Origin of the sequence: Paenibacillus sp. NPDC056722 (assembly GCF_042790635.1) — a bacterium.
In the GTDB taxonomy this organism is placed as follows: domain Bacteria; phylum Bacillota; class Bacilli; order Paenibacillales; family Paenibacillaceae; genus Paenibacillus_AQ; species Paenibacillus_AQ agri.
The window spans coordinates 866,051-880,698 of record NZ_JBHTYV010000002.1; the positions used below are offsets into that span (position 1 = coordinate 866,051).

The 14,648-nt window shown below is 44.9% G+C and carries 16 protein-coding genes, 5 tRNA genes and 1 pseudogene; 5 read left to right on the forward strand and 17 right to left on the reverse strand.

Annotated features, from left to right (window positions below; genetic code table 11):
* Nucleotides 1-3: 3 nt before the first annotated feature.
* The 4 genes and pseudogenes from ACFRAM_RS08230 to ACFRAM_RS08245 all read right to left on the reverse strand — a co-directional run bounded on the left by ACFRAM_RS08230 (nt 4) and on the right by ACFRAM_RS08245 (nt 2,551).
* A complete protein-coding gene (locus ACFRAM_RS08230) occupies nt 4-531 on the reverse strand; it encodes an ATP-binding protein (RefSeq protein ID WP_379465474.1) in 528 nt (175 codons plus the stop codon).
* Nucleotides 532-710: 179 nt separating this feature from the next.
* Entirely contained in the window at nt 711-851 is a 141-nt protein-coding gene (locus ACFRAM_RS08235) for a hypothetical protein (protein WP_379465475.1), read from the reverse strand.
* A gap of 232 nt (nt 852-1,083) precedes the next feature.
* A pseudogene (locus ACFRAM_RS08240) lies at nt 1,084-1,599 on the reverse strand (ATPase, T2SS/T4P/T4SS family); the annotation flags it as partial.
* A 28-nt stretch (nt 1,600-1,627) separates the two neighbouring features.
* Nucleotides 1,628-2,551 carry a P-loop NTPase family protein gene (locus tag ACFRAM_RS08245; RefSeq protein WP_379465476.1) on the reverse strand — a complete coding sequence of 308 codons (924 nt, stop codon included), beginning with the start codon at nt 2,549-2,551 and terminating at the stop codon, nt 1,628-1,630.
* Nucleotides 2,552-2,785: 234 nt separating this feature from the next.
* On the opposite strand from ACFRAM_RS08245, the gene ACFRAM_RS08250 reads away from it, so the two are divergent.
* Entirely contained in the window at nt 2,786-3,499 is a 714-nt protein-coding gene (locus tag ACFRAM_RS08250) for a hypothetical protein (RefSeq protein WP_379465477.1), read from the forward strand.
* A 1,100-nt stretch (nt 3,500-4,599) separates the two neighbouring features.
* Here the strand turns inward: ACFRAM_RS08250 and ACFRAM_RS08255 are convergent.
* From ACFRAM_RS08255 to ACFRAM_RS08275, 5 genes are all read right to left on the reverse strand, one after another.
* Complete coding sequence (locus ACFRAM_RS08255) at nt 4,600-5,775, reverse strand: P-loop NTPase family protein (RefSeq protein ID WP_379465478.1); 1,176 nt, start codon at nt 5,773-5,775, stop codon at nt 4,600-4,602.
* 117 nt (nt 5,776-5,892) lie between these two features.
* Nucleotides 5,893-6,816: a copper amine oxidase N-terminal domain-containing protein gene (locus tag ACFRAM_RS08260; RefSeq protein WP_379465479.1), complete on the reverse strand. Its 924-nt coding sequence runs from the start codon at nt 6,814-6,816 to the stop codon at nt 5,893-5,895.
* Nucleotides 6,817-6,917: 101 nt separating this feature from the next.
* Entirely contained in the window at nt 6,918-7,292 is a 375-nt protein-coding gene (locus tag ACFRAM_RS08265; protein WP_379465541.1) for a thiol-disulfide oxidoreductase DCC family protein, read from the reverse strand.
* A 182-nt stretch (nt 7,293-7,474) separates the two neighbouring features.
* Nucleotides 7,475-7,756: a hypothetical protein gene (locus ACFRAM_RS08270; protein WP_066373018.1), complete on the reverse strand. Its 282-nt coding sequence runs from the start codon at nt 7,754-7,756 to the stop codon at nt 7,475-7,477.
* 264 nt (nt 7,757-8,020) lie between these two features.
* Nucleotides 8,021-8,440 carry an organic hydroperoxide resistance protein gene (locus ACFRAM_RS08275; RefSeq protein ID WP_175370614.1) on the reverse strand — a complete coding sequence of 140 codons (420 nt, stop codon included), beginning with the start codon at nt 8,438-8,440 and terminating at the stop codon, nt 8,021-8,023.
* Nucleotides 8,441-8,622: 182 nt separating this feature from the next.
* On the opposite strand from ACFRAM_RS08275, the gene ACFRAM_RS08280 reads away from it, so the two are divergent.
* Nucleotides 8,623-9,102: a glutathione peroxidase gene (locus tag ACFRAM_RS08280; RefSeq protein ID WP_175370613.1), complete on the forward strand. Its 480-nt coding sequence runs from the start codon at nt 8,623-8,625 to the stop codon at nt 9,100-9,102.
* A 102-nt stretch (nt 9,103-9,204) separates the two neighbouring features.
* Here ACFRAM_RS08280 and ACFRAM_RS08285 read toward each other — a convergent pair whose 3' ends face one another.
* The 3 genes from ACFRAM_RS08285 to ACFRAM_RS08295 all read right to left on the reverse strand — a co-directional run bounded on the left by ACFRAM_RS08285 (nt 9,205) and on the right by ACFRAM_RS08295 (nt 10,179).
* Nucleotides 9,205-9,564: a DUF1304 domain-containing protein gene (locus ACFRAM_RS08285; RefSeq protein WP_312876308.1), complete on the reverse strand. Its 360-nt coding sequence runs from the start codon at nt 9,562-9,564 to the stop codon at nt 9,205-9,207.
* Between the two features lie 86 nt (nt 9,565-9,650).
* A tRNA-Leu gene (locus ACFRAM_RS08290) sits at nt 9,651-9,733 on the reverse strand.
* 83 nt (nt 9,734-9,816) lie between these two features.
* Entirely contained in the window at nt 9,817-10,179 is a 363-nt protein-coding gene (locus ACFRAM_RS08295; protein WP_379465480.1) for a helix-turn-helix domain-containing protein, read from the reverse strand.
* A 145-nt stretch (nt 10,180-10,324) separates the two neighbouring features.
* Between ACFRAM_RS08295 and ACFRAM_RS08300 the strand changes: the two genes are divergently transcribed.
* Nucleotides 10,325-10,522 carry an XRE family transcriptional regulator gene (locus tag ACFRAM_RS08300; RefSeq protein ID WP_379465481.1) on the forward strand — a complete coding sequence of 66 codons (198 nt, stop codon included), beginning with the start codon at nt 10,325-10,327 and terminating at the stop codon, nt 10,520-10,522.
* A gap of 37 nt (nt 10,523-10,559) precedes the next feature.
* Nucleotides 10,560-11,192 carry a hypothetical protein gene (locus tag ACFRAM_RS08305; protein ID WP_379465482.1) on the forward strand — a complete coding sequence of 211 codons (633 nt, stop codon included), beginning with the start codon at nt 10,560-10,562 and terminating at the stop codon, nt 11,190-11,192.
* 57 nt (nt 11,193-11,249) lie between these two features.
* Here the strand turns inward: ACFRAM_RS08305 and ACFRAM_RS08310 are convergent.
* The 5 genes from ACFRAM_RS08310 to ACFRAM_RS08330 form a co-directional block, all read right to left on the reverse strand.
* Nucleotides 11,250-11,332, reverse strand: a tRNA-Leu gene (locus ACFRAM_RS08310).
* 4 nt (nt 11,333-11,336) lie between these two features.
* Nucleotides 11,337-11,411 (reverse strand) — tRNA-Glu (locus tag ACFRAM_RS08315).
* A gap of 297 nt (nt 11,412-11,708) precedes the next feature.
* Nucleotides 11,709-11,800: transfer RNA gene (locus ACFRAM_RS08320), tRNA-Ser, on the reverse strand.
* Between the two features lie 7 nt (nt 11,801-11,807).
* Nucleotides 11,808-11,883 (reverse strand) — tRNA-Asn (locus tag ACFRAM_RS08325).
* A gap of 1,385 nt (nt 11,884-13,268) precedes the next feature.
* Entirely contained in the window at nt 13,269-14,021 is a 753-nt protein-coding gene (locus ACFRAM_RS08330) for an MBL fold metallo-hydrolase (RefSeq protein ID WP_379465483.1), read from the reverse strand.
* A gap of 127 nt (nt 14,022-14,148) precedes the next feature.
* Here ACFRAM_RS08330 and ACFRAM_RS08335 point away from each other — a divergent pair, with 127 nt between their 5' ends.
* Nucleotides 14,149-14,577: an Lrp/AsnC family transcriptional regulator gene (locus ACFRAM_RS08335; RefSeq protein WP_379465484.1), complete on the forward strand. Its 429-nt coding sequence runs from the start codon at nt 14,149-14,151 to the stop codon at nt 14,575-14,577.
* Nucleotides 14,578-14,648: the final 71 nt, after the last annotated feature.

Consider the following 14,648-nt stretch of genomic DNA (forward strand, 5'->3'; position numbering starts at 1 on the left):
CTCTTATAAATAGGATTTCAACAAAGTAAAAAGTTCTGCCTGACTCTGATCTATAGAGTGTATTACTAATGGTACCGAGTTTTTTTCTGCTATTTCCTTTGCATACTCAGTCTCAGAATTTTGAAAGCAATCTAAAAAGCCAACGTCGTAATCAATGCCATCGCGTTCTTTTAACCTAGATGCAATGGTTGAGGCATTATCCACTATAAGCAGAAAACACACTGGATTTAATTTTTCAAATGTTTCTTCTGGTAAACGTTCAATGTTTCCTTCTTCGTTCAGCAAACAGAAGTGACCATCCAATAATATGGTAGGGAAGTCCTGTGTGTAATTATGTATAGCAGATATTAAGAAATCTTGATTTTCTTTTATTTGTTGTACTCTCTTTGAGATTGAAAACTCATAATCTCTCTGTTTTGATATCAGTTTACTTGCAGAGAAATGAGGTACATCCAGCTCTTTAGTTAAACTATTACATAAGTAAGTTTTGCCTACACCATGAATCCCAGCGACAAACACTATTTTCTTCACAAAAATCCCCCTTATCCAGTCCTTCTTTTAATTTCTACAATAAACAACAATGTCCTTCCATAATATTCTTTTTATTTTAAAATATCACCAAAAAATAGGACTAGTCAACTAGGACCAGTCCTATTTTTTGATTAATTACCTTCGAGTAAAGCCTCTAATCCCAACGCGCACACCAATACTTATACCAACCTCGACTTCACCCGTCGACTCTTCCATTTACTTATTCCAAGCTCACCACACATAATGGAATCATACTCATCCTCATGGTCCAAGTACCCCAGTTGAATGAGTTCCCGTTCCACCTCCTTTAGTCTCTTCATCGCCAGATCCCGCAGCTTGACTGCCGCTCAAACTCCACCTCGCTATCCGTGCTCTATACAGCTATATTCTCCGTCGTCCGGCTGATCGCATTGGTGAATCCATGGTACCGCGTCCTGACTAGCGGTAAGCTCCGCCTGGCAACGGGTCTCTATTTCGTCGATCGGGAGATTGTAAAAAAGTTGGATTCTAATTCGTCGCTTTTCCCCATGATATTCCCTTGACTCGTTGAATAATTCGAATGAAGGTAAAACTGGACTCCTGCTTTTCCGGAAATTTGCGGATGGTCATCGCCGGACCTTTCAAGGCAACGGGCGGCAGAACAATATTGACGCGGGAACCATCCTTAAGTCTTGCATCCACAATCGGAGAAGAATCATTGACTACCCGGTTCACGCCGGAAACGATGGTCTGGATAATATCCTCCAGTCTGCTACCGGATTCAAAAGCCAGCGGCAGGCGGCGGATAACCCCCTCTTCTTCAATAAAAATATCATTGTGGCTATTGATCATAATCTCCGTAATCGCCGGATTATCAACCAGGGGCTGAAGTACATCCAGACCGCGGAAGGAATCGAACAGCCGCTTTACCAGCTCATGCTTTTCCTACGCCGTTAAGTAGCGAAGACTCTCCCGCTCCAGAATGGTTTGTTCAATATAGGCTGTAAGCTCACGGTTTCCAACAGATGAAGTAACATCCAGTCCAGCCCGGATATCACCGCGCAGTGCCCTGAACATCTCCTCATTCACAACCAGTGTTCCCAGTAAAGACCTCCGGCTAAGAAGGCTCTACGATAACCCGGCACAGTTCCAGAACCGCTTGCTGGAATTGGGGAGAATTGAGATACAGTTCCTCACGGTGGCGCAATGTCCAAGACGGAACATAAGGAAGCACTCCATCCATGCTCAGCCCTTCCGGCAGTCCTCCTACTTCAAGATCGTCTGACCCGAAGTTCATGACGAACCGGCTCTTCTCAAGAATGCCCGGCGGCAGACCGGAATGAGGTGCACTGCAATGCGACAGCCATCTAGTTGTCTTATGTATGCTCAGATCATCATTGCGCATCACCCATAGCAGAATACTGCAACGCTGCAGCACCGCATTGGCCCGCTCCTCTTCTATGCTCCCGGTATCGATAATGACAACATCATAGCTGGAAGTAGCCGTGAGCAGTTCCAGCAAGTCGAGTGTATCCTGTGAAGTCATCTGGAGCATTTCTTTAAGATTGCTCACGGGTCTGAACGCATCGCTCTGCAGCTCCTCATGTCGAATGACATAACGTCTCAGTTCAGGTGTCCCAGCCTCTTCATTGTTCCGGCCAGCCTGTAGATCATAGAGCAGCCTTTCCAGCCCGGGGACATTTCCTTGCGGAGGGCGAAGAATGATACCGCTGCTATCCACACTTTCCAAATTGAGATAAAAGACTGACAAACCCTGTTCGCCCAGCGCTTTCGCCATATTCAGGGCAATCGTCGTTTTTCCGCTGCTGCCACTACAGGAGACTACACCGAGTAGCAAAGTTTCTTCTTTGGCCGACAACGACATGTCTGAACGTCTGACATCGCATAATTGCAGTATTGATTCCAGCAAGGAAGGTAACGACTGGTACTTGGCAATGACTTCCCCGCCAGCCAAACTCTTGTTACTGGTCCCATGGTAGCTGCCAGGTCCTCCATTTTCACTCAGAACCGCCCACCGCACAGTGCTTCGTCCGCTGACCAGCCAGGTTTCTTCATGGGATTACTTCAAAATTTTGGAGGGTTATTTTATGTAAACACTAAACTACATATTACTCAGCAAATATATCTATGAGTGCAATCGTATAATATATTCTAATTATTCTGCATATTAGACAAATAGTTTTATATTTACATTTTAAAGATATAATGATATATTAAACAATGTAATTACATATTATATCTTAGGAGGCAAATTATGAAAAAAGTAGTCGCTTTTTTGATGTCTGCAGTTATGTTGTTTTCTATTTCTTCAGTCAGTTTTGCATCTGAATCAAATGAAAATCTACTTTCCTCAGAGGACAAAGCTAAGATCAGTAGATTTGCGGATGATTTAGGGTTATCAAACGAAGTTAAAGAAACTCTTATTAAAAAAATTGAATCCGGCGAACTTCCGGACTCCGACAATCCAGAGAAAAAAGATACTGGGGTTACATACGAATTTGTCAATTCAGAAAACCTTAAAATAAAAAGAACTGTCTTCCCTGATGGATCTGTTATTCAGTCAGTTCTCGATACTACCGATGCTAATGAACAAATAGTTACTCCAATGATTGTAGATAATAGTACAGGCTGGGTTGAAAGCGGCAGTGGTTACAAGAAATACTACAATGCAACAGTAAAAGAAGAAACTGTTATGGTTAAAGCAAAGTTCTTTGCTGATTATGTCTTGGTTAATGGCGGATATCCCTATATTTCAAAAGTATTTGATGGTTATGTTGAAGCCGCCGGTGGTTACGTAAACAATGAAACGCCACCAACTATTGATAATCAGTCTCAGACAAGCACCGCCCCCGCTAAAGCAACTTATTCCTTTACTTTTGTAAAAATTAACGGCAGTTTCAGTTCCACTTACAAATTACATCTTTATATCTTTAACACTACAGCTAGTTCTCAACTCGATACTTACTAAAAACTGCATAAAAAAAGCCCACTTGCGGGGCTTTTTTTTATGCTCTAATAAAATGAATTAAATTAACCAAAATCAAAATAATAAAAATCAATAAAAGCAACGTTATAATCGTCCATACAATCTTCTTTAGTAATATACTACCATCTTGTCTCTTACGCATAACATCTCCTCCTATAAATAATATTTCCCCGTGTTTTAAAAGCACTTTTCGTTGTATTTTATAGACTTTTTATTCTACCACCATATATTAACATGTTTCCAAATAAAAATATTCTTTTTTTGTATATTATCCCAAAAATGTTTTTGATATCGTTATTATCTATGCTGACTGCGCTACATAATCATTTTCCCAGATAACACTGCGCCAGTACCCAATCCACTAATACCCCCGTTATCTTTACAATATTATATTCAGAATTATCGCATCTCCTTTCTCCCCTACAGACTTACTTTCCGATCTCCGCCGATAGCATCTCATAGATTGGTGAAATTGATACCAATCTTTCTAACGTCATCGTTATGTCCATTAATGTTTCACAAAGATGAAATTTCCAATGATGCAAAGCAAAAAATATCCAGTACAATATAATGCAAAAAATAAAAAAGCGCTAACCACTTGTAGATGTAATAATGATCCATTTAATATTTCGAAAATGACTATATATTTAATAGATTAAGTTTAGCACAATTAGATTTTATCTTTGCAGCGCTATTCTCAGAATAATTTTTCGACATTACCATTTCATATTCAGGGATCACAAAAAAATATCAAGAATTCCTTTAACTTCATTATACGCCAGTTCAAATGTTCCCTTTGCTGATAGACCGGCCAAACCTCCAGTCCACAACCTAAGCGTTAGATCGAACTCTGTAATTTTGTATGGCACAACACCAATCACTAATCCGAATACCAAACCAATTAAAAGTAATAAGTTTTTAGGCGCATTCTGTCGCTTTTACTAGCTGTACTTTTGCCAAAACAAATACGGCGATCAATGAGACGAATGACAAAACACTAGCTAGGTTTTGATTGTCTATTAATTATTTATCCTCCTTCGCAAATAGCCCCATATTGTACCACATTTGAATCAAACATCTCCTCATTCATAATCGGTGTTTCCAGTAAAGACCTGCGGCAGAGAAGGCTCTACGATCCCCCGGCACAGTTCCAGAACCGCTTGCTGGAATTGGGGAGAATTGAGATACAGTTCCTCACGGTGGCGCAATGTCCAAGACGGAACATAAGGAAGCACTCCATCCATGCTCAGCCCTTCCGGCAGTCCTCGTACTTCTAGATCGTCTGACCCGAAGTTCATGACAAACCGGCTCTTCTCAAGAATACCCGGCGGCAGACCGGAATGAGGTGCACTGCAATGCGATAGCCATCTAGCTGTCTTATGCATACTCAGATCATCATTTCGCATCACCCATAGCAGAATACTGCAACGCTGCAGCACCGCATTGGCCCGCTCCTCTTCTATGCTCCCGGTATCGATGATGACAACATCATAGCTGGAAGTAGCCGTGAGCAGTTCCAGCAAGTCGAGTGTATCCTGTGAAGTCATCTGAAGCATTTCTTTGAGATTACCCACGGGTCTGAACGCATCGCTCTGCAGCTCCTCATGCCGAATGACATAACGTCTCAGTTCAGGTGTCCCAGCCTCATCATTGTTCCTACCAGCCTGAAGATCATAGAGCAGCCTTTCGAGCCCTGGGACATTCCCATGCGACGGGCGAAGAATGATACCGCTGCTATCTACACTTTCCAGATTGAGATAAAAGACCGACAAGCCCTGATCGCCCAAAGCTTTCGCCGTATTCAGGGCAATCGTTGTCTTGCCGCTGCTACCGCTGCAGGAGACCACGCCGAGCAGCAAAGTTTCTTGTTTGGCTGATAACGGTATGCCTGAACGCCTGACATCGCATAATTGCAGTATTGATTCCAGTAAGGAAGGTAACGACTGGTATTTGGCAATGACTTCCCCGCCAGCTAAACTCTTATTACTGGTTCCATGATAGCTTCCAGGGCCTCCATCTTCACTCAGAACCGCCCACCGCACAGTGCTTCGTCCGCTGACCAGCCAGGCTTCAATGAAGGCCGCGTCCCCGACAACAGCATCTGGCACCTCATCGCCCTGTATAAATTCTGCAAAAGCCTCAATCCGGCTGAACGCCGTAATCCGCAGCAGCTCGCTATACCGGCTATGATGAAGATAATGCAGCAACGGTTCGATGTATTGACTCTCCCGCACGGCCAGCACAATCCTTGCCGCCATGCCATCACTCTCTTTTCTCTAAAAAAAGACAGCAAAAAAGCACCGCCAAAAACCGTGAAATACGGTTAATGAACGGTGCTTCCGTTACTATCCTTTAATTTACAGCTATATCATCCTTCAGAGCTTTATCTCCCCCCGAATGGCTACAACGAATTGCTTGCGTGTATCCGGCCAGTCCGTCAGACGCCCTAATTCAGAGGAGGTTCCATCGATATTAGCTATGCCGTAAGTGACCAGACCACCCCAGATACTGGTGTAAAAATAAACATACTCCTCGGATTGTGCAGGCCGCTTGCCATATTCCTTGTAGATCGGATGTCCAAACACAGATGTAATATCCTTGTTCGTCGCCTCTTTGGTATTGTCCAGACTGGCTTCCCAGACCGCTTGGCGAATACTATCCTTAATCTCGAAATAAGTCACGAAATGCCCGTTCAGCAAGTAGTAGCCGTCTGATTTCCCCTTAGCAAAGTAATAACTTTCCGAGAAAACTTCAGCATCACCTGCAGTACTCTCTTCTATTAACCGGGAAGGCGTGCTCCCATCCACTGGAATATGCAGTGCTGCTATCCGTGAAGCCGCCAAATCGCTGTTGTTATAATTCTTCAGAATCGCCGCGCTGGCCCGCTCCTGAACCCAGACCGTATTGCTAACAGCATCTACAGTGATCCTGGCGCCCAGTGCCTCAGCAATAAATCTCAGCGGGACCGTAACTCTTCCGTCCACAATCTTGGCAGCAACCTCCAGCTGTACCGGATTAGCGTTGATATAAGCAGTTCTATCACCGACAGTAAGCTGAATAACCGTAGAATCGCGTTTAATCGTTGCTTTCTTTGTCTGAGCCTCCCACTGCATGGAGAGATTGCCAAAGCGTTCAAAAGCCTTCAGCGGAACCATCGTATGCCCGGATTCGGTTACAACTCCCGCCACGCTTGAATTATTCACCTCAACCTGAAGCTTGGGGGCCGCAGACACCGTACCCGTTATCCATAAAGAAACTAACATGAAGACCAGCATTTGAATCCCCGCTTTTCGAGCCATCGCTCCATCCCACCCTGTAATTTATAGATAACAGATCAATATAATAAAATGATACAATTTGCAAAAGCATTAGCCAAGCGCATGAAGCACACTTTTTGCCCCTACAGAAATCTCTTTCGAATCTCCGGCGTCGGGAGCAGACACTGCTCATCACGTCCGAACCAGCGGTAGCGATTGCGTGCCACATAACGATAAAGGATATCGCGCAGAGGTCTCGGCACCAGGGTGAACACGTAGGCTAGCGGCCATGGAAAACGAAGCCCACGAGCAATCCGTAGCGCCGCAGCTGACTCTGTATAGTACCTCCCGTTCTCCACGAGCACGACAGTATCCAATTGCTTCGGATCAAGGCCTCCATCATGGAGCAGCTGAGCAGCGATTTCACTTTGCAGGGGAGCGAATACAAATCTCGATTTCGGATCACGAGGAATAATAAAGCGGACCAGTCCCTGGCAGAGATGGCATACACCATCCATAAGTACCACCGATTTATCGTTCAGCCTTGCATCAGTCAACTTTGTCGCAGGCCGACCTACAGAATTCTCTTGCTCACCCATAATCCACGCACCTCTCCCCCATTTTTTCCAATAAATTCTGTTAAAAAGCAAACAAAAACGCGGAAAAAAGCTTCCGCGCCATCTAAGTTCCGTTCATTTAATTATTCAGCAATGGCCTTCTCAATCCACTGATTATCGCCAATCATTTGCTCTTCGAAATCAGCAGTAAATGCATCCATACATTTGCAGATGAAATCTTTGCGACAAATTGGACATGGCGTTTTCAACAGGCGGCTGATGTTCGTCATTTTCCATTCCGGAAACCGATGATAAAACGCGCGGCACTCCGTTCCGTCAGCAAGCTTGATAATGAACTCGTACAATCCTTCCTTATCATTGCTGCTGGCCTTGGTCACATTCGTAATATTCGGTCTGTAAGACATCTTCATCACCCATTATTTAAATTTTTGTTGGTTATTTGCACACGCGACATATTCAGATACTTAGACATATTAAAGAATTTTAAGGGGGATGTCAACCAAAGTACGCACCGCTGGATCTCTTTCACTGTCCATAATCCCTATTTAGATAGGATTGCCATAAAAATCGCCCTTCACCCTCATCTTTTAAAATAGTAAAAAAGACCCGCTGTACAAGCCGGGCCTTACCTGTACATAAGCTATAATCATGACGCTGCGCTCTATGTTTTATACCACATTTAGCTCCACTTCAATATTGCCTCTGGTAGCTTTGGAGTACGGACAGAAGTCATGAGCTTTCTTCGCCAGATCCTCCGCCTGAGCCTTATCAATCCCGGGGATTTTCACATCCAGACGTACAGCCAGTTTGAAGCCGCCGTCACTATCATCCTTGCCAATCATTACATTGGAGGTCACTTCCACCTCTTGGAGCTTGACGCCTTCCTTCCGGGCGATATTCGCCAACGCACTTTCGTAACAGGCGCCGTAGCCTGCCGCGAATAATTGCTCCGGATTGGTGCCCGAGCCGCCGGGACCACCTAATTCTTTTGGCATACTCAAATTGTGTTTCAGCGCGCCGTCAGAGGATTCGAACGAGCCTTCCCGGCCACCATGTACTGTTGCTGTTGCTGTATACAATGCTTTCATCACTCATCTTCTCCTTTAACCGCTGTATTTGTTGCAACCTTACACCCTAACTTTAAACCATGGGCATAATTTGAAACCAATTGTCACAGATCGCTTACCATCAACATTTGACTCTGAATATAAATAGTGTACAATTAAATTGACATAAATATTTATAGGTTTAAAATTAGGAGGCGTTATCCATGAGCATTTATGATTTTGAAGCCCAAACCCTGCGCGGAGAAGAAGAATCTCTCTCCAAGTACAAAGGCAAGGTACTGCTCGTCGTGAATACAGCCAGCAAGTGCGGATTTACCCCCCAGTTTAAAGGTCTCCAGGAAGTGTATGAAAAATACAAGGATCATGGATTTGAGATACTCGGTTTCCCAAGCAACCAGTTTGCAGGTCAAGAGCCGGGCGAGAGTGATGAAATTGCAGAGTTCTGTGAAATCAATTATGGTGTGACCTTCCCGATGTATGAGAAAGTGGATGTAAAGGGCGATGAAGCCCATCCGTTGTTCAAATATTTGTCCGCAGAAGCACCGGGAGTGCTCGGCTCGAAGAGCATTAAGTGGAATTTCACCAAGTTTCTTGTTGACCAGGATGGCCGCGTCCTGAAACGGTTTGCCCCGAAGACAACACCGGACCAGATCGAAGCAGAAATCAAGCAATTGCTCAAATAATACTTTTTCCAGATAGCAAAAAAGGATACTCACCCCACTGCAGCTTTACACTGCGATGGAGGAGTATCCTTTTTTAGATGAAGCCCATTCTCTAAATCTAAATTACCACTGGAACAGAACAGCTATGATCCCGAGCAATGCCGGCAATGCCTGCACGTACAGAATCGTTTTCTTGGCTGTAAGGCTGCCGACAATCCCGGCAATTAACACACACGCCAGGAAGAACAATTGAATATGACGTCCTACCTCATCCCCTGGATACAACAGACCCCAGATCAAACCGGCGGCTAGAAACCCGTTGTAGAAGCCCTGGTTGAACGCCAGAGATTTCGTAGCTTTGGCATCCTGCTCTGTCAGGCCGAAAGTCTTCATCCCCTTGGGCGTAGCCCACAGGAAACATTCCAGATACAAAATATAAATATGTATAACCGCAACCAGACCCACCAGAATCGTACTTATGATCACAACTTTCCACCTCCAAATTTATGCTACCTGATATTAACAAAAAAAAGCCTTGCTGCGCAAGGCTTTCTTCATCTTACAATATATGCGGTAGAGAGGACTCGAACCTCCACGGGTATACACCCACTACCCCCTCAAGATAGCGTGTCTGCCATTCCACCACTACCGCGCGGTGTGTACAACGTAATGCATTGTTCTGAGGTCAACATTCAATATTATAATCTCTTTATCCTCAAATGTAAAGATGTTCACTCAAGAATTTTCTTCCGCTGCTTTGCGTCTCCGATATTCGGTAAAAGCAAGGTATTCCTTGATGAATATTTTCTCATCCGGCAGCAATTCAGTGTGGCAATTCAATTGCCGTATTTGCTCAAAAAAATAATCCTCGCTGCTCTCACGCACCATTTCCGGTGCAGCTTTGCCAAGAATCAGCCAATCCAGACTTACTTGAAAGTATGCCCCAATCTCGATAAGTTTATGAGTGCCAGGGGTAGACTTGCCGCGCTTCCAGTCGCCCATATTCCCAGTGCTGATCCCCAGTTCCTCGCAAAACGACTTCTTCGTCATCCCTTTTTGTTTGATCAAGTACTCAATACGCTCGTATATGGACTGCATTTGCTGACCGCCTTCCACCTTGATAAATAATCACTTATTTAAGTTATTTTTATTGAAAATGACGTAAAAAAGTATATAATTAACTATTATTATGTCTTATTCCATTATATCATACAGCTGGAATATCGATAAAGAGGTGAGATAGATGAACAACAAGCATCCCATAACGCCTTATGGGTGGACGATCAAGCAGCGTCTGACGGAACTCAGACTTGATCAGAAGGACTTCTGTCGAATCAATGACATCCCTCCCTACCGCCTATCCAATTTGATCCACGGAACACGCAGGGCCGAGCGGTACCGGCGCCAGATTGAGAAGCTGCTGGACCTGCCGCCATCCTAGCAACGGACCCATTTGGGATCACAAGGAGCGAAAACCTTTGTCACAAAGCCTATCCCCTTCAGCTACACAATCCATCGACACTGTCCCCCACAATGCGCTGGTCATTGACCGGCATGGCACCATCCTGTCACTCAATAACCGCTGGCGCGCCTGCTGCAAGGAATACAGTCTCCCTTCACAGCTTGCAAAGGTGGGAAGCAATTATTTGGAGCTGCTACCAGAATGGGTTGTGGAGCCGACTCTTTTGCATAGCGTCTTAAAATCCACACTAGACAGCGAACGTCTTGTAGCCAGTTCCGATTGTACTATACTATGTATCCCCAAAGGCAGACGGGTGTTCCGGTTTGAGGCGTTCCCCCTCCTGCCAGCTCCTTCTCCCGAGAAAGCAATGTGGGTCGTCGCTAACCAGGATGCCGGGCCGGTTGTCGAAGGACGCCATATCCAGCCTTTGACCGCTCACCTTTCTACAATGAAGCAAACCTTCAAGTTCATCCCCATCTGCGCGTCCTGCAAGTCCATTCGCAATAATCAGGAGGAGTGGCTAACCATAGAACGTTTTTTGCAGATGCAGCTCCATGTACAATTCACACACGATATCTGCCCAGAGTGCATTAGGCAGCTGTATCCCCAATACGCCGGTGCTTTTAAAGAAACCTCAGGACAACCATAAATTCAAAAAAGGTAAGAATTTCTCTGCGAAAGCAAAGAAGTTCTTACCTTTTATCTATGCGGTAGAGAGGACTCGAACCTCCACGGGTATACACCCACTACCCCCTCAAGATAGCGTGTCTGCCATTCCACCACTACCGCATATTGGTGACCCGTAGGGGATTCGAACCCCTGTTACCTCCGTGAAAGGGAGGTGTCTTAACCCCTTGACCAACGGGCCATGCTGTTCAGTTATGTTCTTTTCACAACAAAAATGAGTATATCAGACTCTAGCGATTTTGACAAGCTATTTTTCAAAAAAAGTGTAAGAGACGTTTTGCGACCGCCAAAAGAGCTCTCCTCTAATGCCTTTCCTCGCGGAAAATACAGTCAAGTATCCTCTTTCTTCCTCTGCAGAGACATACAATCAAGCATCCGATTGATCAACTCAACCTTCGCCTTCAGTACAAAAAAGAAGAGTCCCGAAGGACTCCTCTATATGTTCATTATGTATGTTCGCTTCGTGAGCCACAATATGTGGCGGAGAGAGAGGGATTCGAACCCTCGCACCGCTTACGCAGTCTAACCCCTTAGCAGAGGGTCCCCTTATAGCCACTTGGGTATCTCTCCATGAAAATGGCTCCCCGAACAGGACTCGAACCTGTGACAACTCGATTAACAGTCGAGTGCTCTACCAACTGAGCTATCAGGGAACATTAAAAGGTGTGAACAAGATATAATTTATCATGATTTTAAGGTTCAGTCAAGCGTTGATTTAAATTTTTTGTGATCGGTTTCATGTGAGGCGAAGACAGTGGTTTCTTTGCTTAGGCGCTACTGGTTCGGGGGGTGTTATGATCAATAAAGCTGCTAGCGACTGGATGTCCTAGAACAAGCCGCTACGAATTCGGAGGGTTCTTGCGATCGCTGTTAAAAACCGATTTTTTTAGTGTAGAAAGAGTTAGAGGTTGAACTCGGTCTTTTAAGGCGAACACTATCGTTTTTCCAGAATCCTCCTTCCTTTTCGCTCTACTGCTGCGCAAGAAAACACTGGTTTTAATATTCTTTTATATAGAACACATTAAAATAACAAATAAAATCCGGAATTCGTTTCCAAAGTGTAATTAACGGCATTTTTGTACCTTAAATATTCTGCAGCTAAGAATAGATGGCAATTAAGTGCAATATTGTACGTTAATTTTTCCAAAATAGGCTTTTCAACGCACTTTCCCCGAAAATAAGATACAAAAATGACGTTATTTCCCTCTTTTTTCTCTTTTCGATAAATTTAAGGTACAAAAATGCTGTTAATTGGGGGCAGAGCCGTTTTTCATAGTTAAAAAGACTGGTACAGGGGATAGGAAGTTTGTAACTTAGTGACTTGAAGCCCTAACTTGACCAGAACAACGTCTGCTCTTTTGTTTGGATCTTAATTTACTTAAAATAGATTGATAGATTGGATATTAAATGCCGCTCTCGTATAGTGGAGCGACTAGTAACACGTTTGAACCATCCTGCTCCACATTCCAGATTTCAATCCATGCTCCCACGTGGGAGCAACTGCGACCGCTATAAAAAGGACTCGCTGAGTGCAAATTTCAATCCTTGCTCCCACACAAGGAGCGACCAAATGCAATGCGGCGATCGAGGAGGGGATCGCTTATTTCAATCCATGCTCCCGCATAGGGAGCGACTTTTATGTCTTCTACAGTCAGCTGCTTTACAGGATTTCAATCCACACTTCCTTCGCAGGGGAGCGACACAATATTAAAGTCCAAATCCTCGACAGCATCAAATTTCAATCCACGCTCCCACGTAGGAGCGACAGCTACGCCACAGAGCCCTTGTTGCACAAGGTCTCTGTGGCGTGAAAGTGCGAACCTTCTTCTTCTCTCTCCATTCGAAAACTTCGACAATTGGGATCAATAAGCGGAAAAAGCCTATGGCAGCAAGGGGTGTGGATCTCCCCGCGATTTCATGTGAGCTCGGAGTTAGCATCTTTAGCACTTTTTGCAACTATTGAGCTTTTAGCGCCTATTAAGCCTTTTGAGCCTTTTGCACCCATTGCCCCTTTCGCCATATGGCGAGGATCTAGGAATTACTGCCCGAACCATTCTCCGTCCTGCGGAATCGCCACTCTATTAAGCAGTCCCTCTTCCTCCAATCTGGCTTGCAGCTTCTCACGGGTAACCAAACAGTGATTGATCGCATCCATGTGTACGGCAACAACCGAAGTCTGTGGTGCATACGCACATAGATCGACTACATCCTGATCATCCATTGTGATATGGCCACCGTTCAGGAAGCGAGCGCCCCCAGCATTGACAACGGTCCAGTCAGGCGTATACGTATCAAGGGCTTGGCGGACATCATCACACCAGATGGTATCTCCAGCGATGTACAGCGTCGGCTCCCCTTCTGCCTGAAAAATAAAACCGGACACCCTCCCCATCAACTCCCCAATATCTCCGGTGCCGTGCTGGCCGCTGGTACGGGTAAGGGTTACACCTCGAAACGTAAGGGAAGGCTCGATTACTGTCACCTGTTCAAAACCTTGTGCAGATATGGTATCCTGATTTCCATCCTGACATAATACATGTATACTATGCGGGAGCAGCGACACCGCAGCCTCATCCCAATGATCGGGGTGAAGATGCGTTACAAGAATAGCATCTGGCTGAAGCCACTGCTGAACGTTACCCGGCAACGGCACGAGCGGGTTTTTGCGGTCATTTTCCGTGTTGAAGATCGGAGGATTCACGCCTTGTTCACTAAGCATCGGGTCGACCAGAAAGGTCACGCCGCCGTATTCAATCCATAGAGTCGCATTGCGGATTAGTTGTATTTTCATCCAAAACACCTCTTCTTTACGATATCTTTTGCTACAATTTAATTATAAATAAACACCCTAAAAGAATACATTTGATGCAGAAAGAGATTGCCCCGATCTACTTTCATGCTGAAAGGATTACACAATAATGTCGCAACATTTGATAGATGACGTAGATTACCGCATTCTCCAGCAATTAATCCAAGACTCCACACTCAGCCATAAAGAGATCGGACAACAGGTCCATATGACCGGGCAAGCCGTTGGCGCACGTATCCGCCGAATGCGTGAGCTGGAGATTATTGAAGGCTATACCGTACGCTGGAATCCGGGGAAAATCGGACAGAACGTCCATGCGTTTGTGACGGTTTTTCTGGCTTCCAATGCGGCACATCCGGTGTTCCTGGCCTTTGCTAAAGAGGACCGCCGGGTCGAAGAGATTCATAAAGTTACCGGTGAGGGCTGCTACTGGATGCGTGTGCGTGCGACCAGTCAGGAGGAACTAAGTACCTTTCTGGATGAACTGTTGGGGTATGGCAACTATAAGATCAGTCTGGTACTTTCACAGATTAAATAGACCGTTTATATAAAATAAAGCCGCCGAGAAGGAAGAGTACCCTCCTTTTCGGCGGCTTTTGCTTTAAAAGA